General features: G+C 70.0%; 28 protein-coding genes. 15 read left to right on the top strand and 13 right to left on the bottom strand.

The genetic code is table 11. The features are described from left to right. Positions 1–5: 5 nt before the first annotated feature. Entirely contained in the window at positions 6–992 is a 987-nt protein-coding gene (locus G401_RS52360; protein ID WP_051366135.1) for an ArsR/SmtB family transcription factor, read from the bottom strand. 140 nt (positions 993–1,132) lie between these two features. Here G401_RS52360 and G401_RS0104720 point away from each other — a divergent pair, with 140 nt between their 5' ends. The 3 genes from G401_RS0104720 (at position 1,133) to G401_RS0104705 (ending at position 4,348) form a co-directional block, all read left to right on the top strand. Then, positions 1,133–1,618: an RICIN domain-containing protein gene (locus G401_RS0104720; RefSeq protein ID WP_084556812.1), complete on the top strand. Its 486-nt coding sequence runs from the start codon at positions 1,133–1,135 to the stop codon at positions 1,616–1,618. Positions 1,619–1,783: 165 nt separating this feature from the next. Then, positions 1,784–3,214, top strand: a complete 1,431-nt coding sequence (locus G401_RS0104715) for a serine hydrolase domain-containing protein (protein WP_027341595.1) — start codon at positions 1,784–1,786, stop codon at positions 3,212–3,214. Positions 3,215–4,144: 930 nt separating this feature from the next. Further along, complete coding sequence (locus G401_RS0104705; RefSeq protein ID WP_027341594.1) at positions 4,145–4,348, top strand: CsbD family protein; 204 nt, start codon at positions 4,145–4,147, stop codon at positions 4,346–4,348. Between the two features lie 234 nt (positions 4,349–4,582). On the opposite strand, the gene G401_RS57515 is transcribed toward G401_RS0104705, so the two are convergent. Then, positions 4,583–6,490, bottom strand: a complete 1,908-nt coding sequence (locus G401_RS57515; protein WP_245601603.1) for a cellulose binding domain-containing protein — start codon at positions 6,488–6,490, stop codon at positions 4,583–4,585. Positions 6,491–6,818: 328 nt separating this feature from the next. Here G401_RS57515 and G401_RS0104695 point away from each other — a divergent pair, with 328 nt between their 5' ends. Then, positions 6,819–7,514: an SDR family NAD(P)-dependent oxidoreductase gene (locus G401_RS0104695; RefSeq protein WP_027341593.1), complete on the top strand. Its 696-nt coding sequence runs from the start codon at positions 6,819–6,821 to the stop codon at positions 7,512–7,514. Between the two features lie 55 nt (positions 7,515–7,569). Here the strand turns inward: G401_RS0104695 and G401_RS0104690 are convergent, their stop codons facing one another. Next, the gene (locus G401_RS0104690) at positions 7,570–8,778 is read right to left on the bottom strand and encodes an NAD(P)/FAD-dependent oxidoreductase (protein WP_027341592.1); all 1,209 of its coding nucleotides are present in this window, start codon (positions 8,776–8,778) and stop codon (positions 7,570–7,572) included. Between the two features lie 52 nt (positions 8,779–8,830). Continuing rightward, positions 8,831–9,358, bottom strand: a complete 528-nt coding sequence (locus G401_RS43480; RefSeq protein WP_051366130.1) for a DUF4383 domain-containing protein — start codon at positions 9,356–9,358, stop codon at positions 8,831–8,833. A gap of 172 nt (positions 9,359–9,530) precedes the next feature. Between G401_RS43480 and G401_RS0104680 the strand changes: the two genes are divergently transcribed. The 5 genes from G401_RS0104680 (at position 9,531) to G401_RS52350 (ending at position 12,972) form a co-directional block, all read left to right on the top strand. Next, entirely contained in the window at positions 9,531–10,361 is an 831-nt protein-coding gene (locus G401_RS0104680) for a DUF4397 domain-containing protein (protein WP_027341591.1), read from the top strand. 26 nt (positions 10,362–10,387) lie between these two features. Further along, the gene (locus tag G401_RS0104675) at positions 10,388–11,038 is read left to right on the top strand and encodes a class F sortase (protein WP_051366169.1); all 651 of its coding nucleotides are present in this window, start codon (positions 10,388–10,390) and stop codon (positions 11,036–11,038) included. 15 nt (positions 11,039–11,053) lie between these two features. Next, a complete protein-coding gene (locus tag G401_RS0104670) occupies positions 11,054–11,629 on the top strand; it encodes an RNA polymerase sigma factor (RefSeq protein WP_245601602.1) in 576 nt (191 codons plus the stop codon). A gap of 13 nt (positions 11,630–11,642) precedes the next feature. Then, positions 11,643–12,308, top strand: a complete 666-nt coding sequence (locus tag G401_RS0104665) for an anti-sigma factor (RefSeq protein ID WP_157545326.1) — start codon at positions 11,643–11,645, stop codon at positions 12,306–12,308. Between the two features lie 67 nt (positions 12,309–12,375). Next, the gene (locus tag G401_RS52350; protein ID WP_157545324.1) at positions 12,376–12,972 is read left to right on the top strand and encodes a hypothetical protein; all 597 of its coding nucleotides are present in this window, start codon (positions 12,376–12,378) and stop codon (positions 12,970–12,972) included. Positions 12,973–13,105: 133 nt separating this feature from the next. Here G401_RS52350 and G401_RS0104655 read toward each other — a convergent pair whose 3' ends face one another. From G401_RS0104655 to G401_RS0104630, 6 genes are read right to left on the bottom strand one after another with little or no spacing between them, the layout of a single operon-like run. Beyond that, a complete protein-coding gene (locus G401_RS0104655) occupies positions 13,106–14,197 on the bottom strand; it encodes a cytochrome P450 (protein ID WP_051366126.1) in 1,092 nt (363 codons plus the stop codon). Next, positions 14,194–15,273 carry a glycosyltransferase gene (locus tag G401_RS0104650; RefSeq protein ID WP_064741684.1) on the bottom strand — a complete coding sequence of 360 codons (1,080 nt, stop codon included), beginning with the start codon at positions 15,271–15,273 and terminating at the stop codon, positions 14,194–14,196. Before G401_RS0104650 ends, G401_RS0104655 begins: the two co-directional genes overlap by 4 nt. After that, positions 15,270–15,923, bottom strand: a complete 654-nt coding sequence (locus G401_RS43470) for a lysophospholipid acyltransferase family protein (RefSeq protein WP_034590680.1) — start codon at positions 15,921–15,923, stop codon at positions 15,270–15,272. Before G401_RS43470 ends, G401_RS0104650 begins: the two co-directional genes overlap by 4 nt. Next, positions 15,916–16,233 carry a lycopene cyclase domain-containing protein gene (locus G401_RS0104640; RefSeq protein ID WP_245601601.1) on the bottom strand — a complete coding sequence of 106 codons (318 nt, stop codon included), beginning with the start codon at positions 16,231–16,233 and terminating at the stop codon, positions 15,916–15,918. The genes G401_RS43470 and G401_RS0104640 overlap by 8 nt, the downstream gene beginning before the upstream one ends. Continuing rightward, positions 16,223–16,525, bottom strand: coding sequence for a lycopene cyclase domain-containing protein (locus G401_RS43465; RefSeq protein ID WP_051366124.1), 303 nt, complete (start codon positions 16,523–16,525; stop codon positions 16,223–16,225). Before G401_RS43465 ends, G401_RS0104640 begins: the two co-directional genes overlap by 11 nt. Next, on the bottom strand, positions 16,525–17,436 hold the full coding sequence (locus G401_RS0104630) for a phytoene/squalene synthase family protein (RefSeq protein ID WP_027341584.1): 912 nt from the start codon (positions 17,434–17,436) through the stop codon (positions 16,525–16,527). The genes G401_RS43465 and G401_RS0104630 overlap by 1 nt, the downstream gene beginning before the upstream one ends. 105 nt (positions 17,437–17,541) lie before the next feature. Here G401_RS0104630 and G401_RS43460 point away from each other — a divergent pair, with 105 nt between their 5' ends. From G401_RS43460 to G401_RS0104610, 4 genes are read left to right on the top strand one after another with little or no spacing between them, the layout of a single operon-like run. Continuing rightward, positions 17,542–18,669 carry a polyprenyl synthetase family protein gene (locus G401_RS43460; protein ID WP_245601600.1) on the top strand — a complete coding sequence of 376 codons (1,128 nt, stop codon included), beginning with the start codon at positions 17,542–17,544 and terminating at the stop codon, positions 18,667–18,669. Then, positions 18,666–20,156, top strand: a complete 1,491-nt coding sequence (gene crtI / locus G401_RS0104620; protein WP_027341583.1) for a phytoene desaturase family protein — start codon at positions 18,666–18,668, stop codon at positions 20,154–20,156. The genes G401_RS43460 and crtI overlap by 4 nt, the downstream gene beginning before the upstream one ends. Next, entirely contained in the window at positions 20,153–20,686 is a 534-nt protein-coding gene (gene idi / locus G401_RS0104615; RefSeq protein WP_027341582.1) for an isopentenyl-diphosphate Delta-isomerase, read from the top strand. Before crtI ends, idi begins: the two co-directional genes overlap by 4 nt. A gap of 10 nt (positions 20,687–20,696) precedes the next feature. Beyond that, positions 20,697–21,587 (top strand): MerR family transcriptional regulator, encoded by an 891-nt coding sequence (locus G401_RS0104610; protein ID WP_034590678.1) that lies wholly within the window; start codon positions 20,697–20,699, stop codon positions 21,585–21,587. Between the two features lie 78 nt (positions 21,588–21,665). Here the strand turns inward: G401_RS0104610 and G401_RS0104605 are convergent, their stop codons facing one another. The 3 genes from G401_RS0104605 to G401_RS43455 all read right to left on the bottom strand — a co-directional run bounded on the left by G401_RS0104605 (position 21,666) and on the right by G401_RS43455 (position 24,382). After that, positions 21,666–22,382: a CPBP family intramembrane glutamic endopeptidase gene (locus tag G401_RS0104605; protein ID WP_027341580.1), complete on the bottom strand. Its 717-nt coding sequence runs from the start codon at positions 22,380–22,382 to the stop codon at positions 21,666–21,668. Then, positions 22,379–23,269, bottom strand: a complete 891-nt coding sequence (locus G401_RS0104600) for an NAD(P)H-binding protein (RefSeq protein ID WP_027341579.1) — start codon at positions 23,267–23,269, stop codon at positions 22,379–22,381. Before G401_RS0104600 ends, G401_RS0104605 begins: the two co-directional genes overlap by 4 nt. A 192-nt stretch (positions 23,270–23,461) precedes the next feature. After that, entirely contained in the window at positions 23,462–24,382 is a 921-nt protein-coding gene (locus G401_RS43455) for a helix-turn-helix transcriptional regulator (RefSeq protein ID WP_064741683.1), read from the bottom strand. Positions 24,383–24,514: 132 nt separating this feature from the next. On the opposite strand from G401_RS43455, the gene G401_RS0104590 reads away from it, so the two are divergent. Both G401_RS0104590 and G401_RS0104585 read left to right on the top strand, forming a co-directional pair. Then, entirely contained in the window at positions 24,515–25,903 is a 1,389-nt protein-coding gene (locus tag G401_RS0104590; protein ID WP_027341578.1) for an MFS transporter, read from the top strand. 176 nt (positions 25,904–26,079) lie between these two features. Beyond that, complete coding sequence (locus G401_RS0104585) at positions 26,080–26,322, top strand: hypothetical protein (protein ID WP_027341577.1); 243 nt, start codon at positions 26,080–26,082, stop codon at positions 26,320–26,322. Positions 26,323–26,348: the final 26 nt, after the last annotated feature.

The following is a 26,348-nucleotide window of genomic DNA, read 5'->3' as shown; positions in this document are numbered from 1 at the left end:
CCTCCTCAGGCCGAGTGGTTCAGCAACGCCTGGCCGAGCGGTGTGACGACATGCCTCACGGCCAGCCCGTCGCGCCGCGTCGTGATGAGTCCCGCCTGGCGCAGGACCGACGCGTGCTGGCTCGCCGTCGCCAGCGATGTTCGCGTACGCCCGGCCAGCTCGGTCGTGGTGCACGGCGCGGTGGCGATGGCCAGCAGAACGCGGGCGCGGGTGTGGCCGATGAGCTGCGTCACGCCGTGCGGAGCGGCCTCCGGCAGCACCGCGGTGGCCAGCGGCAGGCTGTCGCGATGGGCCGGATAGATCAGCCGGAACGGCCCGTCGGGATCCACATCGGACAGCAGTAGCGGCATGTCGCCGACGAACATCGACGGAACCAGGGTGACGCCCCGGCCGCCGAGATGGACGTCGGCGTCCATGACGGCGTCGACGTACAGCACCGGCGCGGACCACCGGGCGACGCCGGGCAGACCGGCCAGCATCCGCTGCGTACCACCGTGGCGATGATCGTGCGCCCGAGCCGTCCGTTCCGCGTCCAGCCGGCCGGACACCTGCTCCCACACCGGTTCCAGCAGAGCCTCGTACGCTGCCCTCGCCGCGACGGCGACTTCCTCGCGGGCGGCTGCGTCGGCGTCACCGAGACGCCAGGCACGCCGGGTGGCCGGAGCGAACGCGGGCGTGCGGGCCAGTTCCGCGCGTACGGTGCCGGGGCGCAGCGCGCGCAAGGCCTCCAGGCCCTGTTCGATCGTGGCGGCCTCGCCGGTCAGGCTCCACAGGTCCAGCCCGATCGAGCCGGGGGCGGCCAGGTCGGTCAGCGGCTTGAACGCCGGGTTGAAGCGGGCCCGCGCCCGGTCTCGCCAACCGAGCAGGTACGCGGGCACCGGCCACCGGGAGCGGGCCGTCATCAGGCCGAACAAGGTCTCCGCGAGCGGTCCGAGGGTGGGCGCGACGCGGGTGCGGGCCAGATCGTCGGACGTGAAGTGCAGCCGCCACATCCCTGCATGATGCCCGCCGCCGAGACCTGTCGCGGCGAGGCTTTCGGAAATGCCCGAAACCCCTATCCGACCGGCGGACCACGACCGAGCATGCATGTACGCCTTTCGATCTTTATCGCACGCGAAGGAGGACGTTCACGATGGGCAGACACGCGATGTCCCTGGCCGCCCGGCTGATCATGGTGATCGGGCTGGTCGTCGCCGGTACCGCGACCCCGGCGGCCGCACTTCCGCAACCGGTGCCGCACGGGCACGTCTACAACGCCGGCAGTCCGCGCTGCCTCGACGCCGCCAACCCGGCCGCGATCACGTTGCGTACCTGCTCGGCTGCGGCCACGCAGAGCTGGAACGGCCTCGCCGGCAACATCCGCCTCCCCGCCACCCACCAGTGCCTGGACGACGGCGCAGGCCTCAACGGCAGCGTCGTCTTCCTCGCCACCTGCACCACGTCGGCCCACCAGAAGTGGTCCGGATCGGCGACCGGCAGCACTTACTACAACGCAGGCAGCGGCCGGTGCCTGGACGCGGACACCGGCACGATCGGCCAGAACGGGACCAAGGTGCAGGTCTGGGACTGCGTCGGCCTGGCCAACCAGGTCTGGTCCTTCGAGATCACCGGCGACTGACGCACCGGGTAGGCCTCTTCGCGGCATCACCACCGGCAGCCAGCCGAAACGCCATGCCGGCAGCGACGTCGCGAAGGGGCCGCCCACCACCGCCCGCCGCAAAGCGCACCCGGCCACGGGCGAAACGCGTCGCGCGGCGGGCCGCCCGGCGTTTAGGGTGCCAGGATGTCTGCACAGCCTGCCCTGCTGCCGCGCTCGACACCGGCTGCCGCAGGGGTCTCGTCCCGTGCCATCGGCGCCCTCCTGGACCGGCTGGAGGAGCGGTCCGTCGAGCTTCATTCGATCATGGTGGTACGCCACGGTCACGTCGTCGCCGAAGGTTGGTGGGCACCCTACACCGCGGAGCGCCCGCACCTGCTGTACTCGCTGACCAAGTCGTTCACCTCGATCGCCGTAGGACTCGCGATCGCCGACGGGCGCCTGTCGCTGACCGACCGGGTGGTCGACATCCTCCCCGACCACGTCCCGCCGCAGGTTCCGGAGCAGGCGCGCCGCATCACCGTGCACCATCTGCTGTCCATGACGGTCGGCCACGCCGACGACAGCCTCACCGAGGCCTGGCAGCTCGAACCGCACGACCTGGTCAAGGGCTTCCTGCGCGTACCCTTCACCGAGCCGGAGGGGACCCGGCACACCTACGACAACGCGACCACCTACGTGCTGGCCCGGATGGTCGAGCGGGTCACCGGTCGCGACCTGCCCGGATATCTCGACGAACGGCTCTTCCGGCCACTGGGCGTCGATCATGCCGAGTGGGACCGGGTGGCGACCGGCGCCGCCTTCGGATTCCACGGACTGCACCTGACGACCGAGGCCGTCGCGGCCTTCGGCGAACTGCTGCTACGCGGCGGCGTCCACGGCGACCGGCAGCTCATCCCGCGCGAGTGGGTGGAGGTCGCGACCCGCCGGCACGTCGACACCGCGCAGGTGGACGGCTGGTCGGCGAACCCGGACATCCTCTGCGGATACGGATACCAGTTCTGGATGACCCGCCACGGCTACCGTGGCGCCGGCGCGTTCGGCCAGCAGTGCCTCGTCATCCCGGAACACGATCTGGTCGTCGTCCTCACCGGCGCGGAATCGCCCGAGACCGAGACGCCCGGCGCGCTGTGGGACTGCCTGCTGCCGGGCATGGACGACCCAGCGACCAGCGAGGACGACGAACTCCTCGCCGAACGGCTGCGGAACCTGTCCCTGCCGAAGATCCACGGCACGGCCGATCCATCCCGGTCCGCTGTGGCCACGATCGACGCCTCCACTCCGGAATCTGCCTTGGCGGAAGGAAGCACGGTAGCCGTCGAACCGGTGGAGGACGGCTGGCTGCTGCGGCTCGGCGACTCCATCAAGGTGGCCGCCGGCCACGGCACGTGGCGGGAGAGCTCACCGCTCGGTCGTCCGGTTGTCGCGATGGGAGCGTGGCGGGACGGCCTGTTCGTCGCCGACCTCTACAACATCACCACTCCGCACCGGGTCCGGCTGGAGATCGACCCGGGCGTCGGAAAGGCCACGGCGACCTGGGCGACGATGCCGCTGACCGGGCCGATCCTGGAGCGGCACCTACGGTCGCCGCTGATGACCCGGCCCGACGTCGCGTAGCCGGGTTCTCTCAGGCCGCCGCCGCGAGGGGACACCGGATGCCCGATTGCGGATGTGTCGGGCGGGACGCGGGTCGAGTGCGTTTGTACGCAATGGGGGAGGGCACCGCCACGGAGATGATCCTCATGATCGTCGCCGTGGCGGGTAGGTAATCAACTCAGCCAGCCGATGCGGGTCGGGTATCGGCCGATTGACGTAGCGTGCGAGCTGCTCGTCGGGGTCGTTGGCCAGCCGCCGACGTTGCTCGGGCGTGAGCCGGCCGGAGCGCAACGCCCGCCACCGGTGCCGGACGTCGTCGGACCGGCTGAGCTCGTCGAATCGTTTCGGCGGGCAGCCGCGGGTTGCGGGCCATGACGGAACCGGAGTAGCCATCCCAGGTCCGGATCATCTCGATGAGCAGTGCCGGCGGAACGTCGTCGGGGTGCTGTTCGGGGAGCGGCAACCTCACTGCGAAGTCGTCACCCCCGGCGAGTAGCCCGATGATGTCGGCTGGCAGCGTCGGGATGCTGGCGGTGGTGCGCCGGTGAGCGATCGAGCGCGATCGTGCGTATCGACAAAGGAGGCCCGTGTCAGCCTGCCGGTCCCGCAACCAGCCGATGATGGCGGTTCGCTGGTGTCGCTCGACCGGTGGCGCGATCTCGTCCAGGAGATCGATGGAGATGTCCGGGTAAGTCCCCAAGCAGGGACGATCAAGAGGTAAGGGCGAGCGCCTATCGGATCGCCGTCTGCGCGTAATCCGGGCGACGCTCGGCGTACGCGGTCGCCGCCACGCGGAAAGATGAGCTGTGGAGGTGCCGTTCGTCCGGTTCCATGCGCCCGCTCCTGCCTCGGAGGGTGCTGACTGCCACTTCGCGGGTTAGACGGTCAGCGGGTGGGTACACCTTGACCAGGCAAGCGGGTTTCCGCGGGCCGGAGCAGAGGAGGCGCTGCATGTCGAACACCGACAAGCTCCGCAACATGGCTGAAGAGGCCAAGGGCAAGGTCAAGGAAGCGGCCGGCAAGGCCACGGACAACGACTCGATGCGGACCGAGGGCAAGGCCGACCAGGCCAAGGCACACGCCAAGCAGACCGGTGAGCACGTCAAGGACGCCGGTCGCGAGGCGCTCGACGCGGTCGACCCCGACCGTCGATAACACGTCATCCGCGGCCTCCCCTCCCTTCGTGGGCGGGGAGGCCGGTGTTTTTGTCGTACGCGCCTGCCATGCCGATCGGATAGGCACGGTGAGTCTGCGCACGGTGAATCTCGACTGCGATGGCGCGCTTTCTGGCGTTGGGAAAGACGCATTGGAGCGGCGTGCTGGGATGCGTCGGTGACGGGCCGCCGCCGCAACGATGGCGACCCGTCAGCCGAACATGACAAAGCGCTTCTATGGGCTGGTGCAAGCCGCGCCGGACGGCGTGACGGTGTCGCTGGCGGCCCGCGTGGCCTGGAAACCCCACGTCGTTGTGGCTCCTGGGGCGAGCGTGGTGTTCTGGCCGGGGATGCCCCGCGCCGTCACTGTCTGGCCGCTGACGGTGACGATGGCGTTCCACGAGCCGGTGATGGTGTGTCCGGCGGGCAGGGTGAACGTCACGGTCCAGCCGTTGATCGTGGTCGTGCCGGAGTTCGTGACGGTGTTGGGCTGCATCACGTAGCCGGTGGCCCAGACACTTTGCGCGGTCAGGGTGGCCGAACAGCCGCCAGCGCCGGATGTCTGGACCGTGACGGCCGCGGAGAACCCTGACGTGTTCCCGGCCGCGTCGCGCGCCCGGACCTGGTAGCGGTACGTCGTGGCCGGGCTCAGCCCGGTGTCGGTGAACGTGGTCGTGACCGAGGTGCCGATCGACGTGAAGGTACCGCTGCCGAGCGCCCGGTAGATGTCGTATCCGGTGACGCCCACGTTGTCGGTCGACGCGGGCCAGGCGAGCGTGGCCGAGGTCGCGGTCGCCGATGCCGTCGGCGTGCCGGGTGTGCTGGGGGGTTGGACGTCGGTCGGGCAGGCAGGGGTCGTGATGGTGATCGGCGGAGTGAACGGCGAGGTGTTGCCCGCCGCGTCGCGCGCACGGATCTCGATGCGGAACATACCCGCGCCGGGCAATGCGAACGACGTCGTGGTGGTGGTGCCGACCTGGGTGAAGGTGCCGCCACTGGCCCCGGGCGCCCGCCAGATTTCGTAGCCCGCAACGGCGATGTTGTCCGTCGAGGGTGTCCAGGTGAGCGCGGCCGACCCGCAGGTGATGGTCGCGGTCGGCGTGCCGGGTGTCGTGGGCGGCTGCGTGTCCGGCGGCGGGCAGGGCGGCGGGTACGCGGTGACGGGCGCGGTGAACGCCGAGGTGTTTCCGGCGGCGTCGCGTGCTCGGACCTCGTACTGGTAGACGTTGTTCAGAGTGTCGGTGAACGTCGTCGTGGCCGTGGTGCCGATGGGGACGAAGGTGCCGGTGCCGCCCGAGCCGGGGGCCCGGAACACGTCATAGCCGGTGACGCCCACATTGTCCGTGGACGCGGTCCAAGTCAGCGTCGACACGAGGCTGCAACTCACCTGTACGCCCAGTCCACTGGGTACGGTCGGCGCGGTGGTATCGGCGGGCGGGTTGCCCGCGAGCAGCGGAGTGAGTGCCGGATACCAGCGGTCGGCCATCTTCTGGAACCCCGAATCGACCGGGTGTACGCCATCGCTGGTGTCGGCAACGGAGTCGAACCCCGTGTACTGGTCGACGACAGTGATCGGCGACTGCGCGGTGGACTTGCCCGCGGCCCAGGCCGGAATCGCGGAGTCGAGCGCGGTGACGCCCGACGGGCACCAGGTGCAGCCGCTCGGTGTCATCGGAATGATCTGTGCGACAAGGACCTTCATCGCCGGATTGCTGGCGCGCATCTGGTCGACGAGCGTGCTGTACGCGGCCAGGATGCTCGCGGTGGGCGTGTTGCCCCAGATGTCGTTGGTGCCCAGGTGCATGAGGACGATGTCTGGATGCGTGGCGGCCAGCCAGCCCGGGAGCTGATTCTGGTTGGCGATGCCGGTGGCGGAGAAGCCGCCGTGGCCTTCGTTGTCGCCGTCCCAGGTGGCCAGGCCGCAGCCGCCGCCGGGTTGCGTGCCGACGAAGTCGATGTTCGTGAAGCCGTTGCGTTGCAGGCGATCCCACAACAGGGCCCGCCAGCATCCGGGACCGCCGGTGATCGAGTCGCCGAGCGGCATGATGCGGATCGGGGTGGCGGCGTGGGCTGGTGCGGCGGCGGTGACCGCGAAGGTGATCGCCAATAACGCGGTGGAGAGGGCTGTGATGAGTCGAGACATGGGCGTGCCTCCGATGGATGGATCAGGATGAGACGCACTTCGATGGAAGCGCTCCCACAATGCGGCGGTGGCGCGGGGAAGTCAAGCGGGCCGGCCGCAGCCGCGGTGTGGCCCTACCGTCTTGGAAGAGCCAGGGATCAGACATACCCTCGTCGGCCGCGGCGTGGACGGTGGGGGGCTTTAAGCGGGGGCTCTTGTCGCGGGGCGTGGTGTGAGGACGTCGTGGCGGTGTCCTGGGCATCGGCAACCGCCTGGCGTGACAGGAACATCGAGCCCGGCTACCCTTCGAAAGTTGCATCGTTTTCTGCATCGAATTAAGGTGTGTGTCATGGCGCTTCACGCACTGGTCACCGGCGGTGGCCAGGGCTTGGGCCGGGAAGTCGCAGCTCTTCTCGCAGAGCGCGGCTATCGGGTGATCGTTACGTCCCGAGCTCCCGGTCGGGTGCCGCCGTTACCCCGTGGCGTCACCTGCTCGTCGCAGCCCCTCGATCTCGCGGAACCTGGCAGTGTCCGATCGTTTGCCGCAAACTTGCAAGTACTGGATGTGCTCGTCAACAACGCTGCGGCTTATGCCGACTGGGATCAGAAGGTGACCACCGCAGATATCGCCCAAGCTCGGACCGTCATGGAAGTCAACGTCGTGGGTGTTTGGCACCTGACCCAGTTGTTGATGCCGTTGCTCCGGCGTAGCGCGGCCGGCCGGATCGTCAACGTCAGCAGTGGCGCAGGCTCACACCAGGATCCCCGTTTCGGCATGGCCGCACGGTCGGGTCTTGCCCCCGCCTATGGCATCAGCAAGGCCGCGGTCAACGCGCTGACCACAAGCCTCGCCGCCGAGTTGGCGGGCAGTGGCATTCTCATCAACGCCGTTTGTCCCGGCCTGACTGCGACCTGGCCGGGCGCGGAGAAGATGGGAGCGCGGCCCGCGCGAGTGAGCGCTCAGGGCGTGGTCTGGGCGGCGACCCTGCCGTCGGGCGGCCCGTCGGGCGGCTTCTTCCGCGACGGTCAACCACTCGAGTGGTGACCTCGGGCGCCCGGACACACGCTCGCCCTGGCGTCCCGTCTGAAGCCGTCGCGGGTCAGGCGCCGAGGTCGGCGATGACGGCCTGCGCCGCGCGCCGGCCAGATACCATCGCTCCCTGCAGCGAGCTGGTATCCCGATGATCTCCGCAGATGTACATCCCGTCGGTCAGACGCACGCTTCGCCGTAGCCGATGGGGTGCTTGCATAGCCGGTAGGGCCTCGGCGATCGGGTAGGCGGCGATCAACTGCCAGCGGCGCGTACTCGTCGCATAGATGACCGCGAGACGGTCGCGGACCGCGTCGGCGGTGGCGGCGTCGTCGCGCGCGCCCAGGATCGAAGCGGCAACCAGCGACTGGCCGGCTGGCGCGTACTGGGGAGCGGCCGCGGAGACGACGACCGTGTTGCGCACGAGGCCGGGCTGGTCGGCGTCCAGGCGAAGCAGGGGCTCCGTGCTCGGTGCTTCCTCTGCGGCGTAGTAGAAGGTGGTCAGAGAATTCCATTGTGGTGTACGGATGTTGGGCAGTAGGCGGCGGGCGTCGACGGCGTTCGTGGCCACGACGATCGCGCGGGCGGCGACCGTCGTACCGTCTGCGAGCTCGACCCGACCCGGCCGTAGCCGGGTAACGGCCTGCGCCAGGCGAATGGTGTCGGGCGGCAGCGGTGCGGCGATCTGGTGGGGGAGGGCGGCCATACCGTCGGCCGGCACGGCCGCGCCGCCGCGGACGAAACAGCGCCACAGCAGGCGAACGACCCGGCCGGAGGTCTTCAGCTCGTCCTCGCCGAGCACTCCGGCGAAGAACGGGCGCAGGAGCTGTTCGACCGCGTTGGCGCCGACGCCGGCGGCTCTCAGCTCATTGGCTGCACTGCGGTCGGGACTGCGGCGAATGTGACGGGCGCCGCGCACGACATCCGCGGCGGTCAGCTTCCCGAGGTGGTACGAGTCGCGCAAGCTGAGGAACGTCAACGCGTCCGGTCCGAGGGCCACGCGGTGCAAGTGCCCATCGCGCAGGATGCCCACCCCGCGGGTGAACGGCCGCAGCCGTAGTGCCGCCAGGTCGGCGTACGCCCGCAGGGCCGGATAGGCGGGTAGTACGACCTGGAAGCCCCGATCCAGCCGGAAACCGTCGATGTCATCGGTGCGTACCCGGCCGCCCACGTCGTCGGATCCTTCGAAGACTGCCACGTCCACGCCGTGCTGGTGCAGCTGTCGCGCGGCGACCAGACCGGCGAGGCCCGCCCCCACGATCGCGACGTCCACGCTCATCAGGTTGCCTCCGATCTCCGGCGGTGGTTGCTGCGCCGTGATGTCGTTCGGGTCAGGCGAATTTCGACGTCTTGCCTTTCTTCGGCGGCAGCTTCGTCCACTGGTGCAACACGGGATCTCCGTCCTTGCCCAACCGGAACCCGTCCTCGGCCGCTTGCGCCGCGGGCGGTCCGACGCGTCCGTACAAGCCGGCCGTCAGCAGGATCGATCCAATGATGAAGGACACCACCGATGCCGAGACGTCGTAGTTCAGGAAGTCCAGACTCGACCGGGACAGCGGCAACATGAACAACCCGGCCAGCATGAAGACCGCGGCCCCCACGAGGTTGATGTTGCGGTCGACGTTGCGGCCGATCAGCATCCCGGCCAGGATGATCAACCCGACCAGGACTGACAGCAGGGAAAACGCCATGTTGGTGCGTAGGCCCCAGGCCTTCGTGTCGCCCTGATCGAAGAACGGATCACCCCAGCTGCGAGCCACACCGGTCAGTCCGAACCCGAGCAGATACACGCCGGTAGCGCCGCTCAGGACGCGGTAGAAGGGCCTGAGCCGGTGGTTCATCGGCAGGTGCGTTGCCATGACACTCCTCCTCCGAGCTTGCTTCTGATCATGCCGTGGTGAGCGAGCCCACGGGGTCAAAACGACGCAAAATTCGACGCAAATTTCTTCCCGGGAGTGCATCCAAGGACGCCCCCGGCGCCGATCTACAGGTGACGGCTCCCCTGGGGGAGCACTTCCAAGGAGGAACTTCATGAGCAACGCGTTCGGCCGCCGAATGCTGGCGGTCGCTGTCACCGCGATCGCGGTGGCCGGGTTCGGCCCGACCGCCGCGAGCAGCGCCCATGCCGCGGCCGTCACCTCGCAGGTCTACGTGGTGCACGGCATCCCGGCCACCCCCGTCGACGTCTACGTCAACGGCAAGAAGACGCTGTCGAACTTCAAGCCCGGCGACGTCGCCGGGCCGCTGACCCTCCCGGCGGGCTCCTATGACCTGGCGCTGACCAAGCCCGGGGAGCCCATCGCCGGCGCGATCCTGAAGGCCGACGGTGCGGCCATCCCGGGCGGAAAGAGCATCAGCATCGTGGCGCACCTGGACGCCTCGGGCACCCCGAAGATCACGCCGTTCGTCAACGACACGTCGATGGTCGCCGCGGGTAAGGCCCGCCTGATCGTGCGGCACACCGCTGCCGCTCCGGCGGTCGATGTGCGGGCCGGCGGCAAGCCGGTGTTCACCGGGCTGACCAACCCCAACGAGGCAAAAGCGGACGTCGCGGCCGGCACTGTATCGGCCGACGTCGTCCTCGCTGGAACGACCACAGTGGTCCTCGGTCCGAAGGATCTCATGCTCAAGGAGGGCACAGTCACCATCGTCTACGCGACCGGTTCGGCGGAGGCCAAGAACCTCGCCCTGGTCGCGCAGGTCCTCACCGGAATGCACCAGGTCCCCGGACGGGTACCCAGCGGCGATGGCGGCGCGGCGGCCACCGGCGTCAGCGCGGCCACCTACATCCTCGGCGGCGTCGGCCTCCTGCTGATCATCGGGGCTGTCGTACGGCTGCGTGGCCGAAGGGCCACCGCGTGACCGGCTCGGGTACCAGCGTGCCCCGGATGTTCGCGTCCGGGGCACGCGCCTGGCTGGCTGTACTGGCAGCCGGCTGCGCGTTGTTCGTGGGGGCGACCGTCGTGGCGTGTCGATCCCAGCCGCCGGCCACCGTCGGTGCGTCGACAGTCGCCTCCCTGGAAGCGAGCCCTCCAGCGAGCGGACCCGCCGTGCCTGTCCACGCCGGATCCCTGCCCTCCGCAGCCCCGCAGCTACCGCCGGTGCGCCTGTCGATTGCGGCCATCGCTGTCGATGTGGCGGTCGACCCGGTCGGACTCGACGCTCGCAGCGGCGACTTCGACGTTCCGCCCAGCGTCAGCCGGGTCGGCTGGTACCGATACGGTCCGGGCTTGGAAGCGACGACCGGGTCGATCGTCATCGCCGGCCACGTCGACAGCGCACAGCAGGGAACCGGTGCGTTCTTCCGCTTGCGTGAGCTCACCGCGGGTGACATCGTCATGGTCACCGGGCAAGACGGACAACAACACGAATTCGCCGTCATCGCCCGCGAGGAGTACGCCAAAACGAGGATTCCCCTCGCCAAGTACTTCGCCCGCGACGGCGCAACCCGGCTCACCCTGATCACCTGCGGGGGACCGTTCGACGCCGCCACGCGGCACTACCGCGACAATATAGTGATCACTGCGATCCCCCGCTGAGAAGAGGTAGCCCGCGTGCGGCCAGCGCCGCTGTCCGAAGCCGATCACGGTGACGACGACGACCTGCCCGTACGGTTCGCCAAAGGCGACGAGACCGCCTTACGCGAGCTGTACGACCGCTACAGTGGTGCCGTTCTACACCTCGCCGCCGCCACCGTCGGCCCGGCCGAGGCCGAGGACATCGTCCAAGCCACCTTCGTCGCCGCCTGGCAGTCGCGGCCGAGCTTCGATCCCGATCGGGGATCTCTGCTCGGCTGGTTGATGACGATCGCCCGGCGCCGCGCCGTCGACCACGTCCGCAGCAGAACGCGTGCCGACCGGGCAACCGACGAGGCGCGTAAGGCCACCAGCGAGGTCGCCGACGAAGCCGCAGATCACGTGGTTGCCCGCATCGTGATCGCCGACGAACTGGCGAACCTGCCACTGGAGCAGCAGCGGGTCCTGCAACTCGCGTTCTTCGACGACCTCACCCATGAACAGATCGTGGCGGCCACCGGTTTGCCGCTCGGTACAGTGAAAAGCCATCTCCGCCGGGGGATGGCCAGGCTACGCACGCGATGGGAGGTGGACGGTGCCCCATTTGGACCCTGACCAACTGGTCTTGATGGCGCTGGAAGGCGACCCCGCCGACGATCCCACCGCCCACCTGACCGCCTGCCAGGAATGCAGCCGCGAGGTCGACGCGTTACGACGAGTCGCGGGTATCGCCCGCTCGACGGTCGGCCTGCGTGAGCTTCCCCCCGCGCCTGACCGCGTGTGGAACCGGATCGCCGACGAGGCATTCGCACCGCCGGAGCCCTCACCGGGCCGCCGGGCCACCGCCGCGAGCCGCCGCCGCCCGGCCGCGACGGCGTGGGGGAGGTGGCGGATCGCCGTGGCCGCCGCGATCGCCGCGGTCTGCGCGATGACCCTCACCCTGGTGTTCACCCGAGGGCCGCAGCCGCCTCGAGTCGTCGCCACCGCCGTCCTCGCCGTCAACAATCCGGCCGCCGCCGGGGGAACAGGCCGAGCGGAACTCCTTGAGAGTCGACAGCTGCGCATCACCCTCCAAGGACTGCCCGCCGCGACGGGCTATTACGAGGTCTGGCTCTACGACGGCCACCAGCGCATGATCGGCCTGGGCGATGCCGGATCCGGTCGGCAAACGGTCGTGGTCACCATCCCCGCCGCTGCCGACATCGGCGAATTCCCGATCGTCGACATCTCCGCGCAGCGTCTGGGCCAGCAAGAACACGGTCAAAGCATGCTGCAAGGGAGATTCGGCCGCTGATCGTGCATCCATCGGTGAGCTTGCCGACGAACTGACGGTGACTACTCCAGTTCGAGAGGGAGACACCGTGTTGAGTAAGACATTGCGGCGACTGGCCGTGGTCGGCATGGCCGGTGTGCTGGCCATCGGTATCGCCGGCGGTCCGGCCAGCGCTGCACCGGCAACGGTTCGCGGCGGCCGCACGACCGTCACCACGGCGCCCGGCATCGCCGCAACCCTGCTGCGCAACGGCATCCTGCCGATCGTCACCAGCCCCGGCCGTGAGGGCCTGTCCATCCGAAATGGACTGGCGGTCACCGCCGGTTTCCCCGTCACCGGCGGAGCCGTCAGCCTCGACCCGCTCGGCGGGCAGGTACTGCATCGCGGTGGCATCAAGTTCATCAATCTGCGCACCTTCAAGGCGCTGGAGGTGGGCGACTTCATCATCGACCTGAGCACCGGGCAGCTGACCGGTCGCGTCAACCGGGGGACGGCCCGGGTCGCCGTCTTCGACCTCGACCTGAGCAAGGCCTCGATCACCGTCGACGGCAGCACGGTGAAGATCACCGGGGTGGGGCTGAACCTCACCGCGGCCGCCGCGGGCGCTCTGAACGCCACGCTGGGTACGACGCTCTTCACCGCCGGCCTCCGGTTCGGTACCGCCCGTAGCGTGGTCGAGGTGTGACAGTTGGCCTGGCTGGGTGGACGGCCGCCGCGCGCTGCAGCGGCCACCGCCTGGCCGGCTCACCGCCAGTCCCGGCGGACCTGGTGTTTCGGTCGACCGGCGCGGATGTGTTCTGACGTCAGTGGTGGCGTAGTTACCTGGCTTGGTAATGGAGCAGCAGCGGTCCGGTAGGACGGAGGGTCAGCCCGGCTCGCGGCGTGGGATCACCGTTGCGCTGTTCCAGCTTGCCGTCCAGCAGCGGCCGGGCCGCGGCGGTCAGCATCGCGCGGGCAAGGTGGACACCCAGGCAGGTACGCCGGCCCGCGCTGAACGGCAGGAAGCCCCAGGCGGGCCTGCCCTCGGCGAACCGGTCGGGGCGAAACGCGCCCGGATCGGTCCACAGCTCGGGATCGCGGTGGGTGAGCAACGGCGAATACAGCACCAGGGTGCCGGCTGGGACGGGACGACCGCAGACCTCGACGTCGGCGGCCGCGACCCGGCTGCCGATCCAGCCCGCCGGGTAGAGGCGCAACACCTCGTCGAGAACAGCCGGCAGTGATTCCGGGGAACGCCATTCCGGGGCGCCGGCCAAGTGCCATGCGAGCCAGGCCAGCGTGTGTGCGGTCGTGTCGTAGCCGGCGGCCAGTGCGACGCGCAGTTCCTCGCCGGCGGCGGGCTGTCCGGCGAGCGCGGCAGCCAGCGTGCCGGCCGGGGGTTCGGCGAGCACCGCGGCGATGGCTCGGTCGATCGCGGCGAACAACCGAGGCCGTGGGCGCAGCGGCTGGGGAAGCGGCGCGTGCAACGGCCGCAGGAAGCGGCGTAGCAGCGTGTCCGGTATCGCGCCGCCGAAGAGGGCCGCGTTGAGTTGCCGCCGTATGAGGGTCGCCGCCCAGTCCAGCGCCTCGAACCGGCCGTCGGGGCGGTGCTGCGCGGCCGCTTCGTCGAGGCGGTCCAGCAATGGCCGCAGGCCGCGGTTGTGGAACGCCGGGTTGAGGCGGGCCCGCCGGTCGGCGTGGTCGGCGCCGTCGGCCCGGACCACACCGGCGTTGAGGTACGGCGTCAGGCCGCTCAGGCTGCCGCCGGCGCGGAACATGGCGAGGTCGCCGAGCACGGCCCGGTTCCACTCCGGACGGTAGCCGACCACGGCTTTTCGCCACAGCCGCAGCTCGAAGACGGGCGCGGTGGCGGCGCGTTCGGTCAGCAGCGTGATCGGGTCGCTGGTCCAGCGCCACAGATCGCGGATCACCGGTAGGTACGCCCTTTCCAGCGTGCCGCACGGCGGGCTGCGACGGCGTACACGGGCAGGGCCGCGAGCGGCACGATCGGCACGGCGGCGGCTTCGACGTATCCACGCCGTCCGGTCTTGGCACTGGTCAGAACGCGTTCTGCCAGCCCCAGCACGGCCGCGGCGCGCCATGCGGCTCCGCGGTTCCACATCAGCCACGGCATCGTGTACGCGACCAGGTGGAACGCCGCGCTCGCGGCGAGCAGTGCGTCGCTGTCGCCATGGGCTGCCCGCACGCTCTTGCCGAGCCCGGCGACGGTCTCCGGATAGCTGGTGTACATCCTGGTCTGCACGAGGTCGCCGCCGAGGGCCAGGCCCAGGCGCAGTCCGCGCTGCCGCGTACGCCGGCCCAGGGCGATGTCCTCCACGATGCGGTCGTGCACGGCGGCGTGGCCGCCGACTTTCGCGTACGCGTCGCGTCGGAAGGCCAGCAGTTGTCCGTTGGCGGTGGCGGCCGCCGGGACGGGCGCCGACAACAGGGGATGGGGCAGGAAGCCGAGCAAGGTTTCGTCGATGAGCGGCACGAGCAGCCGTTCGCCGAGGGTGCCGGTGATCTGGCGGGGGAATACCGAGAAGACGTCGGCGCGCTGATGGACCATCTGCTGCCACAAGGCGTCCAGCGCACCGGGCCGGATGACCACGTCGGCATCGACGAAGACGAGCAGGTCGGCTGTGGTCGCCTGGGCGAGCTGATGGCACGCCCAGTTCTTGCCGATCCATGTCTCGGGCCGCGGTCGGCCCGTCAGCAGCCGCAGGCGGGGATCGTCGTGCCGGGCGACGACGTCGGCGGTGGCGTCGGTGGAGCCGTCGTCCAGGACGAGGATCTCGTCGGCCGGCTGCGACAGAAGTCCGGCCAGCAGGTTCGGCAGCCGGTGTTCCTCGTCGCGGGCCGGCACCAGGAACGCCGTACGCGGACGCCCGGGCACGGTCCGGCCCGGACGTAGGGTCGGGAACGTGACTGTGTTGATCAGCAGTCCGGCGGTCTTCAGCGTGTGATACCCGGCGACCGCCGCACCGAGCGCCCGCGTCATCGTCATCGTTTCTCCCCCGTCAGCCGCTCGTCCCAGCTGCGCTTGCCGCGCACAACGAGCCGGAAACCGGCCGGGGCACACCGGGCGTCGGTCTCGTTCAGCTCGGCGTCGAGTTCGGCGAGCCGGGCGTCGAGGGTGCTTCGCAGCCGCCGGGTCGCTTCGGTGAGGTGGCCGGTGTCGCCGAGGTCGACCGTCGCGGTGGATGCGTAGGCTTCCGGCGCTTGATGGCCACGCATCGCGACCCGGACGGCGACGGCTTGCAGCGGCACCCCGGTACGCAGGGCGTACCAGGCCGCACCGGCAGCCAGTGGTCCGGTGGCGCCGGGCGTACGCAGTTCGGCCTCCGGGAACAGGATCAGCACCCGGCCCTCGTCCAGATGACGCAGACCGGTACGCGGTTCGGAAGCGGCGAACACGCCGAGCCGGCGGGCGAACGCGTACCGGGTGAGATTGTCGGCGCGCATCAGCAGGCAGGCGGGTCGGCGCAGCCGGGCGAGCACCGCGAAGGCGACGAACGGGTCCCACCAGCTGTGATGGTTGGCCGCCCAGACGAACGGGCCGGCGGGCAGTGTTTCTCGTAGCCAGATGCCGCGCAGGCCGCCGCGGACGAGGCGGTCGACGCCGGCCCGCATGACCGCGCCCACCGGGTCAGCCATCGGTACGCCGGTCCGCTTGGCGCCGCCACAGCAGCAGGCTCAGCGTGATCAGGGCCATGCCGAAACCGTAATCCTCGACGGGGATGTTCCAGGGGAAACGCACGCCGCAGGTCGCCTGCGGGCTGTACAGGACGATGGGGTGTCCGGCGCGGGTGAGCCATCCGTCGACGGGCAGCTGGAACGCCAGCGCGATCGCGAGCGTGACCCAGTACCGGCCCTCGCTCAGCAGACCGGTACGCAGGACCGCCAGCTCCAGCGTGGCGACCAGGATCGGGGCCGCGACGGCGGCGGCGGTGTATTCAGCGGCCACGGTCGAGCACTTCATAGGTCAGCAGGGCACAGATGGGCACGATAAGGAAGAACAGCCACTCCTCGACCGGCAGACCCGCGAGGCGTACACCTGTGGTCTGTTGAGCGGACCACCACCAGTGCCCGCGCCAGGCCGCGACGAGGTCCCACCCGGTGAAAACCGCGAGGACCGGCAGCAGCGCCCAGGCCAGCCGGCGCGGGCGGCGGTAGACGCGCGCACCGAGGACGACCTCCAGCGGCAGGGTGATCACGACGCAGGCGGCGAGGACCGCGAGGTAGTTCCAGCGATCCATCACACGGCCACGGACGCAGCGGCGGAGACGGGCCGACCCGCCGGGGTGATCAAGCTGCGGGCCGCGACCCGGAGCCGGACGCGGCGCGGAACAACCGCACGGCGGGTGAACACGTCGAGGTTCTGCCGTTCGACCTCGTCGAGGATCGCCGAGTAGAGGTGGTAGGCGGTGCGGATGCACGCCTGCGACGCGGGGGCGAGCATCGGGATGCCGGGAGCGGCCAGAGCGTAATGGTCACGGGCGCGCTCGATTTCGAACCGGACGAGCGCGCGTACCTGTGGGGGGCTGTACCCCCGGTCGAGGGCTGTGCGCAGGTCGGCCACGGTGACGCCGAACCGGTCGAGGTCCTCGCGCGGCAGGTAGACGCGCCCGCGCCCGAGGTCCTCGGCGACGTCGCGGATGAAGTTGGTCAGCTGGAAGGCGAGACCGAGCTGGCGGGCGGGCTCGCGGGCGGCCGTGGGGTCGACGGGCCGCAGGATGGGCAGCATCATCGTGCCGATGACGGCTGCCGAACCTTCCATGTAGGACAACAGGTCGTCATAGGTGTCGTAGGAGCGCACCTCGAGGTCCATCGCCATGCTGTGCAGGAACGCGGCGAAGTCGTCGCGGTCGAGGCCGCACACGTTGATGGTGTGCAGGACCGCCGGCAGGATCGGGTCGTCGACCGGTGCGCCGTTGAGGCCGGCCACGAATGCGTCGGCCCAGCCGCGCAACTGCCGGGCGCGCTCGCCGGGATCGGTGCCGTCCATACGGTCGACGATCTCGTCGGCGTACCGGGTGAAGCCGTACAGCGCGTGCACGTGCGGCCGCTGTTCTGCGCTGAGCAGGCGGGTCGCCAGGTAATACGTGCGGCCGTAGTGGCGGTGCAGGAGCCGGCACTGTTCGTACGAGGCAGCCAATCGCGGGTCCACCGGTCGTCCCTCCCCGTTGCGTCGCCCCCGTCGGACGACTTCGTCGCGAGCGGCCCCATCGTAAAACGACGCAGCAAACGACGCAACTGTGTTAGCGTTGCGGATGTGGCTGACGAACCCCTCCTCGCGACCATGACGCGGCCGACCGCCGCGCCCGCCGAAACCCTGCTTGTCACCGCCGAAGTCGAGGCGGAGCTCACCTTGTTCCTCGCCGGCGCCCGCACCGCCTTCACCGCGCTGGATCCCGCTCTGCAGCCGCTGGCGGACGCGGTCGCCAACGCCGTCCTGGCCGGCGGGAAGCGCCTGCGCCCGGCCTTCGCCTACTGGGGCTGGCGGGCTCGGCACAATCAGCAGGCACTGAACACCGTCCTGCCCGCGTTGGCGGCCCTGGAACTGCTGCACGCGTTCGCGCTCGTGCACGACGACGTCATGGACCGTTCCGACACCCGCCGCGGGCAGCCGACGGCGCACCGGGCACTGGCTGCCACCCATCGCCGGGAACGTCTGCGCGGTGACGCCGAGCACTTCGGTCAATCGGCCGCCATCCTCGCCGGCGACCTCTGCCTGATCTGGGCCGACCAGCTCATGGCCCGGGCCGCCATCGCACCGGCCACCCTCATCGCGGCCCGCCGGGTCTACGACGAAATGCGGTCCGAAGCCGTCGCCGGGCAGTACCTGGACATCCTGGGGGAACACTCGCGCACCTGGAACGTCGACCGAGCCTTGCGGACCGCGCGGCTCAAGACCGCCGGCTACACCGTCGTGCGGCCATTGCATTTCGGCGCCGCGCTCGCCGGCCCGGTTCCCGGAACGCTGCTCAGCGCTTTCACCCAGTACGGCACCGCCATCGGTGAAGCGTTCCAGCTGTGCGACGACCTCCTGGGGGCCTTCGGCATCCCCGAGGTCACCGGCAAGCCCGTCGGCGACGACCTCATCCAGGGCAAGCCGACGGCACTGCTGCACCTGGCCCGCTCCCGTGCGACCGCACGGCAGCTGGCCGAGATCGACCACCTGCGGCGCCGCTGCGCGACGCACGAAACGGTGGACAGCGCGACCGCAGCGGCCCGGCTCGCCGACATCGTGCGCGACACGGGCGCCGCGGACCAGATCGAGTCGATGATCGCCGATCGGATCGAGACGGCCCAGCAGGCCCTCGCCCTCGCTCCGCTGGACGACGCCACCCGTGCGGCGCTGCTCGACCTCGCCCAGTCCGTCACCCGGCGGTCGGCATGAGAAGCCCGCGTACGGTGACCGGTCCCACCGACCGCGTCGTCATCGTCGGCGCCGGCCTCGGCGGGCTTGCCTGCGCGCTGCACCTCGCCGGGACCGGCCGGCATGTGACCATCGTCGAACGGGAACAGACGCCCGGCGGCCGTGCCGGGCGGCTGGACAGCGGCGGCTACCAGTTCGACACCGGCCCCACCGTGCTGACCATGCCGGAACTCATCAGCGAAGCGCTCGCCGCCGTCGGCGAACAAACGCAGGACTGGCTGACCCTGCGGCCGCTCGACCCGGCCTACCGGGCCTGGTACGCCGACGGCTCCAAACTCGACGTCATCGCCGATCCCGAACGTATGGCCGCCGAGATCGCGGCCGTGTGCGGCCCGCGCGAAGCCGACGGCTACCGGCGCTTCGTGGCGTACGCGCGCCGGCTGTGGGAACTGGAACGGACCGACTTCATCGAACGCAACTTCGACGGGCCTCGCGACCTCGTCACCGCCAACCTGCTGCGGCTGCTTGCCGCCGGCGCGTTCGGCCGGCTGCATCGCCGCGTCGGCAACTTCCTGCACGACGATCGCACCCGCCGCATCTTCTCCTTCCAAGCCATGTACGCAGGCCTAGCCCCGCACAAGGCCATGGCCATCTACGCCGTGATCGCATACCTGGACTGCGTGGCCGGCGTCTACCACCCGGTGGGCGGCATGCACGCGCTGCCCTCGGCCCTGGCCGGCGCGGCCCAGAAACACGGCGTGGACATCCACTATGCGACGACCGCGACGCGGGTCGAGGTCAGCGCTGGCCGGGCGGTCGCGGTCCACACCGACGACGGACAGCGGCTGCCCGCCGACGTGGTCGTCCTCAACCCCGACACCGAAGCCGCCTGGCAGCTGCTGCCCGGCACCACGTCGACGCGAACCCAGCAGTACTCGCCGTCCTGCGTCGTGCTGCACATCGGCTCGCGGCAGGCCTACCCGCACATCGCCCACCACAACATCCACTTCGGACAGGCGTGGCGGCGCACCTTCGACGAGGTCATCACCCGCGGCGAACTGATGAGCGACCCGTCGCTGCTGGTCACCAACCCCACGTCGACCGACATCAGCGTCGCCCCGCCCGGCCGGCACACCTACTACGTCCTGGCCCCCGTGCCCAACCTGGCCCGCGGCGGCATCGACTGGCAGTCCGGCTTCGCCGAACGGTACGCCGACCAGCTGATCGAGGTGCTCGAACAACGCGGCTACCTCGGCTTCGGCGACGCGGTGCAGGAGCGCCACGTCGTCACCCCGGCGAGCTGGGCGGCCGACGGACTGGCCGCCGGGACCCCGTTCGCCGCGGCGCACACGCTGGTCCAGACCGGTCCGTTCCGATCACCCAACCTGCACCCGGGCCTGGACAACGTGGTCTTCACCGGCTCCGGAACCACGCCGGGCGTCGGCGTGCCGATGGTACTGATCTCCGGCAAGCTCGCCGCCGCCCGCATCACCGGGATCCAGCGATGAGCCGCGAAGAGCACCTCGTCGAACTCGTCGACGCCGACGGCCGGGCGACCGGGTCGGCCACCGTCGCCGTCGCCCACGCCGCACCCGGCCGATTGCACCGGGCGTTCTCCGTCCTGCTGATCCGCGACGACGGGCGCATCCTCCTGCAGCGCCGGTCGAGTACGAAGACCCGGTTCGCGCTGCACTGGGCGAACAGTTGCTGCGGCCACCCGGCTCCCGGCGAGGACGTGCTCGCGGCAGCCGGCCGGCGCCTGGCCGAGGAACTCGGCATGACCGGCATCGCGCTACGCCAAGCCGGCGTCTACGTCTATCGGGCGGCGGACGCGACGACCGGGCGGGTCGAGCACGAATACGACCACGTCCTGATCGGCCGGGTCGGCGGCGCAATGACCCTGGCTCCCGACACGCGCGAGGTCGCGCAGGTGCGCTGGGCCGATCCGGCGCACCTGACCGGCAACAGCATCCCCGGGCCTCTGGCACCATGGCTGCCTGGCGTTGTGCGTACCGCCGCGCCCGCCATGGGCGGATAAGCTGCACGCCGTGACCGCACAGGACCTGTCCGCAAGCGAGGCCGCCCGCCTCGTCGGCGTAGCCGTCACCACGCTACGGACGTGGGACCGCCGCTACGGACTGGGCCCGCGCGGCCATCAGGCCGGCCAACACCGCCGCTACAGCACCGACGACCTCGACCGGCTGCTGGAAATGCAGCGCCTGACCGCCCGCGGCGTACCGGCCGCACAGGCCGCAACCTGGGTCATGGCCGGCCCCGACGCCGACCGTGACGAACCCGTGCGCCGCGACGGCGGCGGCCATGCCGTCGCCGTCGGCGACAACGGTCCAGCCGTGCGGGGCTTGACCCGCGCAGCCTTGCGACTGGACGGCGCTGAGATCCGCATCATCCTGCACGCGGCGCTGGCGTCCGACGGTGTCGTCGCCACATGGACCACGCTGATCGCACCGGCGCTGGTCCAGGTCGGGCTGAAGCAGGCGGCCACAAAGGCGCTCATCGAGGTCGAGCATCTTCTGTCGGCGGAAGTCTCCCGGATGCTGGCGTCGATCCCGCTGCCGGGCGAGCCGAGCCGGGTCCTGCTCGCCTGCGCCGACGAAGAACAGCACAGCCTCGCCCTCGAAGCGCTGGGCGCCGCCCTTGCCGAGCGCGGCGTGGCCACGCGCCAACTGGGGCCTCGCGTCCCCTCGCAGGCGTTGCTGGACGCCATCGCCCGCACCGGTCCGGACGCTGTCGTGCTGTGGTCGCAAACAACAGCAACGGCTGATCCGGCCCAACTGTCGGTGGTTCTGGCCGCTCGACCGGCCATCAAGACCGTCGTGGCGGCGGGGCCCGGCTGGAATGGCGACCAGATACCCGACGGTGCAGTCACTCCGAACTCGCTGGCGTCGGCGGTAGCCCTTCTGACCCGCACAACCACCTGAAGATCTGCGTCCGCATAGCCGCTGACGGATGGCCGGCCGGGCTTGGCGAGCGCGGGGGACCGTATGCGGGGTGGCGGGTCAGTCCGGCAGCACGACCGGCAGCAGGTACAACATGAGCAGCGACCAGGTGACATGGGTGATGATCGGCGCGAGGACCCCGCCTGACGACCGCCGTTGCAGCCCCAGCACGAGCCCGAGTGTCACGGCCGCGAACACCAGCATGGGATTGCCGGTGGCGACGGTGACGAGGGCGTAGACGGCGGTGGTGATGATGACGGCATGAGGACCGCCGACGGCGGCGTACACGGCTCCACGGAAGAACACCTCTTCGGCCACGCCGTTGACCGCGGTGACGACGGTGATCCAGAGCAACGACGTCCGTGACGCGTGCGACAGGACGCTGTTGACGTAGTCACGCAGCGGCGGGATCTCGCGTACCAGGAAGGCGCCGCCGATGAACACGGCCGCGGCCGCCAGCCCGGTCAGGAACGGGGTGAGAATCGGTCGGCGCATCGTGTCGCGGAAGATGATGTGTCCGAAGTGGAGGGGGCCGGAGGCGAGCCCGCCGATCAGCCAGGTCGCCGCCACGGCGAGGCTGTACGTGTAGAAGCTGCGATCGCCGGGATCCTTCGACAGCGACAGGCCGAGCAGGATCGCACCGGCGATCAGTGTGACCCCGACTATGCAGCGGCGGCGCAGGAGGCGGGCGGCGGTCTCGGAATGATCGCGGGGGACGACGTCGATCAGCGACGGGGCCAGCAGGCGGCCCAAGCGCGTACGCGGCTTGTAGGTCATCGGTCGTCCATCTCCGCATAGGCCATGCGGACCGCCTCCTCGTAGCCCATCAAGTCGCCGGGCAGCAACGTCCTGATCCGGTCATCGTTCACCACCACCTCGTTGGTCATCGAGTCGACCAGGTTGCGAGCGGTCGTCATGTCCACGTCGGTGACCAGCGCCAGCCACATCGCCGACAGTTGCGGTGTCAGCAGCGGAACGGTGACGTTGGGCAGCGGCCGGCCGCGTACCCGTGCGGCGCGTTGCAGCATGTCGATGTAGCGCATCACCTCCGGTCCGCCGATCTCGTAGGACTGCCCCGCGGCTTCGGGGACGTCCAGGACGCCGACGAGATACCGGATCACGTCCGGCAGCGCGATGGGCTGGGTACGGGTCAGTACCCAGCGGGGCGTCACCACGGCGGGAAGGTGGTCGACCAGCTGGCGTGTGATCTCCCAGGAGATGCCACCGTGGCCGATCACCACGGCTGCGCGTAGGGATGTCACCGGCACGGTGCCTTCGTGGAGGATCCGCTCCACCTGCCGCCGCGACCGCAGATGTGCGGACAGCGCTTCCTCGTCGTCGCCGAGGCCGCCCAGGTACACGATGCGCCGCAATCCCTGCTCGGCAGCGGCGGCTGTGAAATTCCGGGCGCCTTCGGTGTCCTTGGCCTCGAAGTCGTCGGAGTCCAGCGAGTGCACGAGGTAGTAGGCGGCGTCCGCGCCCGCGAGCGCCGCCGTGAGGCTTTCCCGGTCGAGCACGTCACCGGCCACCGGGTCGCCGGCACCCGCGTACGCCTGTGGACGGCGGGTCATCGCGCGCACGTGATGACCCGCTGCGACCAGTTCCCGGGTCAGGTGGCTGCCGATGAAACCCGACGCACCGGTCACCACCACGTTTGCCACCATGCTGCCAAGTCTGGTGCATTCAGTTGGCTTTCGCCGGATTTGCAAGGAGTGTGAGCAGCCGTGTCGGCGCTGTTGCGTCGCGGAACTCGCGGACGGGGGAATGCCCAGGCCCTAGGTTGACACCTGAACTGCGAGGATGGGGCGAGAGGCGACCGTCCGCTGCGGGTGCGCATCCTGCCGTGATGCGGTGCTTCACGGCAGGACGCGATCAGCCGCAACGGCGTCGAACGGTTCGCCGTCGATCTCGGAACCAAGGCTTCTGGCTGGTGGTAGCGCCGTGTGGTCGGTGCTCCAACTGGCGAGGAATTCGAGTTGTTCCTGGGCGGGGCTGCCGGCTTCGGCAGTGTAGGTGATCATGGCAAGGTTGTCGCCGGTCAGGTCGAGAGCGTCGCAGGTGAGTTCGATGTCGCCGATGACCGGGTTGCGGAGTCGTTTGACGGTCGTGCGGTGCAGGCGCACGTTGTGGCGTGCCCAGCGGACGCGGAACTCGTCGCTGCGGGTGGCCAGTTCGCCGACGAGGTCGGACAGCTTGCGGTCCAGTGGGCTGCGGCCGGACTCGGTACGCAGGGTCGCGACGAAGTCGTCGGCGACGGCGTCCCAGTCGAGGAAGAACTCGTGGGCGTGCTGGTCGAGGAACATGAAGCGGGCGAGGTTCAGCGGCAATGTCTGCGGTGTGAGGATGCCGCCGTACAGGGCCATGCAGAGCGAGTTGGCGGCGAGGACGTCCATACGGGCGTTGCGGACGTAGGCCGGTACGCCGGTCATGCCGTCGAGGATGCGTCCGATGCTGGGCCGCACAGTGGGCCGTGGCGTACGCCGTGTGGTGCCGCCGGCGGCGGTGCGGGCGAGATCGAACAGGTGCCCGCGTTCGGCTTCGTCAAGATGCAGGGCGCGCGCGACGGCGTCGAGGACGGCGCCGGAGACGCCGGCGAGGTTGCCGCGTTCCATGCGGGTGTAGTACTCGACGCTGACACCGGCGAGGGCGGCGACTTCGGTGCGGCGTAGACCTTGGACGCGCCGGTTACTGCCGTAGACGGAGAGCCCGGCCAGTTCGGGGGTCAGCCGGTTGCGGCGGCTGGTGAGGAAGTCTTTGACTTCGGCGCGGTTGTCCACGTCTTCGACGGTAGGCCTCCGGTGGGCGGGTTGGGAGGTACTGCGGTTACCCCTAAGAAGCGAAACTCCCCAGCCCGGTTGCGATCGGGTGTGGTGGATCGGTAACCGCCGCACCTGTGAAGGAGCCTTACCATGTCCGTCGCTTCACTGTCTGCGCCGATCCGCGACCGACGCGCGGCCGCGCCTACGCCGATGAACCCTCGATTCGCGCTGTGGGCGGCGATGCTGGGGTTCTTCGTCGTCGCGTTGGACGCGCAGGTGGTCAACGTCGCGCTGCCGGACATCCGCACTGATCTGAGTGCGAATCTTTCCGGGCTGCAGTGGGTGGTCACCGGGTACACGCTGATGTTCACTGCGCTGCTGCTGTTCGCCGGCACCCTGGCCGACCGGATCGGTGCCCGGCGGACGTACGGCATCGGAATGGGTGTGTTCGTTGTCGCATCCGGCTTGTGTGGGCTGGCGCCGTCGTTGGGCGTGCTGGTGGCGGCCCGGATGCTGCAAGGTGTGGGTGCCGCGCTGGTCACTCCGACCTCCCTGGCGCTCATCCGCTCTGCCTACCTCGACAGCACCGATCGGGCGAAGGCGATCGCGTTGTGGGCGATGGGTGGCGCGGTCGCCGCGGCGGCCGGCCCCCTACTCGGTGGCGCATTGACCCAGGTCGGCTGGAGGCTGATCTTCTTCCTCAATGTGCCGGCCGGCGCGGCCGCGTTTGCTGTACTGGCTCGGGTGCGGCGTTCGGATCGCCGGGCCGTGCCGTTCGACTGGACCGGACAGTTCAGCGCCATCGTCGCCCTGGCGGCGCTCACGTTCGCGGTCATCGAGGGCGGCGCGAGTGGCTACGGCAGCCCGATCATTCTGGCCGCTTTCGGTCTGGCGATCGCCGGTGCGGCGGTGTTCCTCACCGCGCAGGTACGCGGTCGGCACCCGATAGTGCCGCTGTCGCTGCTGCGGTCGCGGCGGGTCGGGTTCGCGTTGACCGCCGGTTTCGTCGGCATGGTCGGCTTCTACGGGGTGGTGTTCCTGCAAAGCTTGTATTTCCAGACCGAACGAGGCCAGTCGCCGTGGCAGACCGGGCTGCTGTTCCTGCCGATGACCGCCCTCGTGGCGATCTTGAACCCGGTCGCTGTGCGGACGGCGGTCCGGTTCGGTCGTCTGCCGACCATCGTCGGCGGTCTGGTGACCCTCGCCGCCGGGCTCACCGCGCTCGCCGCGGCGCCCGTGGACACGCCTACGGCGCTGGTTGCCGCAATGATGATCCCGGTCGGAGTCGGTGGCTCGTTCACCGTCCCGCCGATCATCGCGCTGCTCATCGACTCCGTGCCTGCGCCACAGGCCGGGACCGCCAGCGGTGTGCTCAACACCGCCCGGCAGTTGGGCGGCGCGCTGGGGGTGGCGGTGTTCGGCGCGATCGTCGGCCAGGCTGGGTTCCTGCCAGGGCTGCGGATCAGCTTGCTCGCCACCGCCGTCCTCGTGCTGGCCACCGCGGCAGCAGCCCGCCTGGCCCGCTCCCACGGCCAGTAACATGCCTCGTCTCGCCGGCGCGGTGTGCGACACTGGCCATCAGATCGATCTCCGTCGCTTCGTGAATGTTCCCGACAAGCGGAATTATCGTGTGCATTCGCGAACGCCGGTGGGGCCGTCGCCCGCGAGCCTCTACGCCGCCCACAGCGGCCGCCCGTCCCCTTCGGCCAAGGCCCATGGCGGCCCGCGACCAGGTCGAACTGGCCATCCTCGAGGACGTCGACCGGTACAACCACCGCCGGCCACATAGCGTCGCCGCGGACCTGCCACCAGCCGACTTCGAGACCCTCTACGATCCCGACCAGACCCGGCACGCCTCTGACTTCGCGGCCGGCCTGCGACTGCACCGCCTACTCGACACGATCCGGCGATCCGCGGGGGACCCGGCAGGCAGTCCTGCGCTGAGGTCAGGCAACTGACTGCCGGGCTGGATCGAGATCTTGTC

The organism is Hamadaea tsunoensis DSM 44101 (assembly GCF_000428945.1).
In the GTDB taxonomy this organism is placed as follows: domain Bacteria; phylum Actinomycetota; class Actinomycetes; order Mycobacteriales; family Micromonosporaceae; genus Hamadaea; species Hamadaea tsunoensis.
Note: the sequence above shows the minus strand (reverse complement) of the source record. Positions and strands in the feature narration are given on the sequence as shown.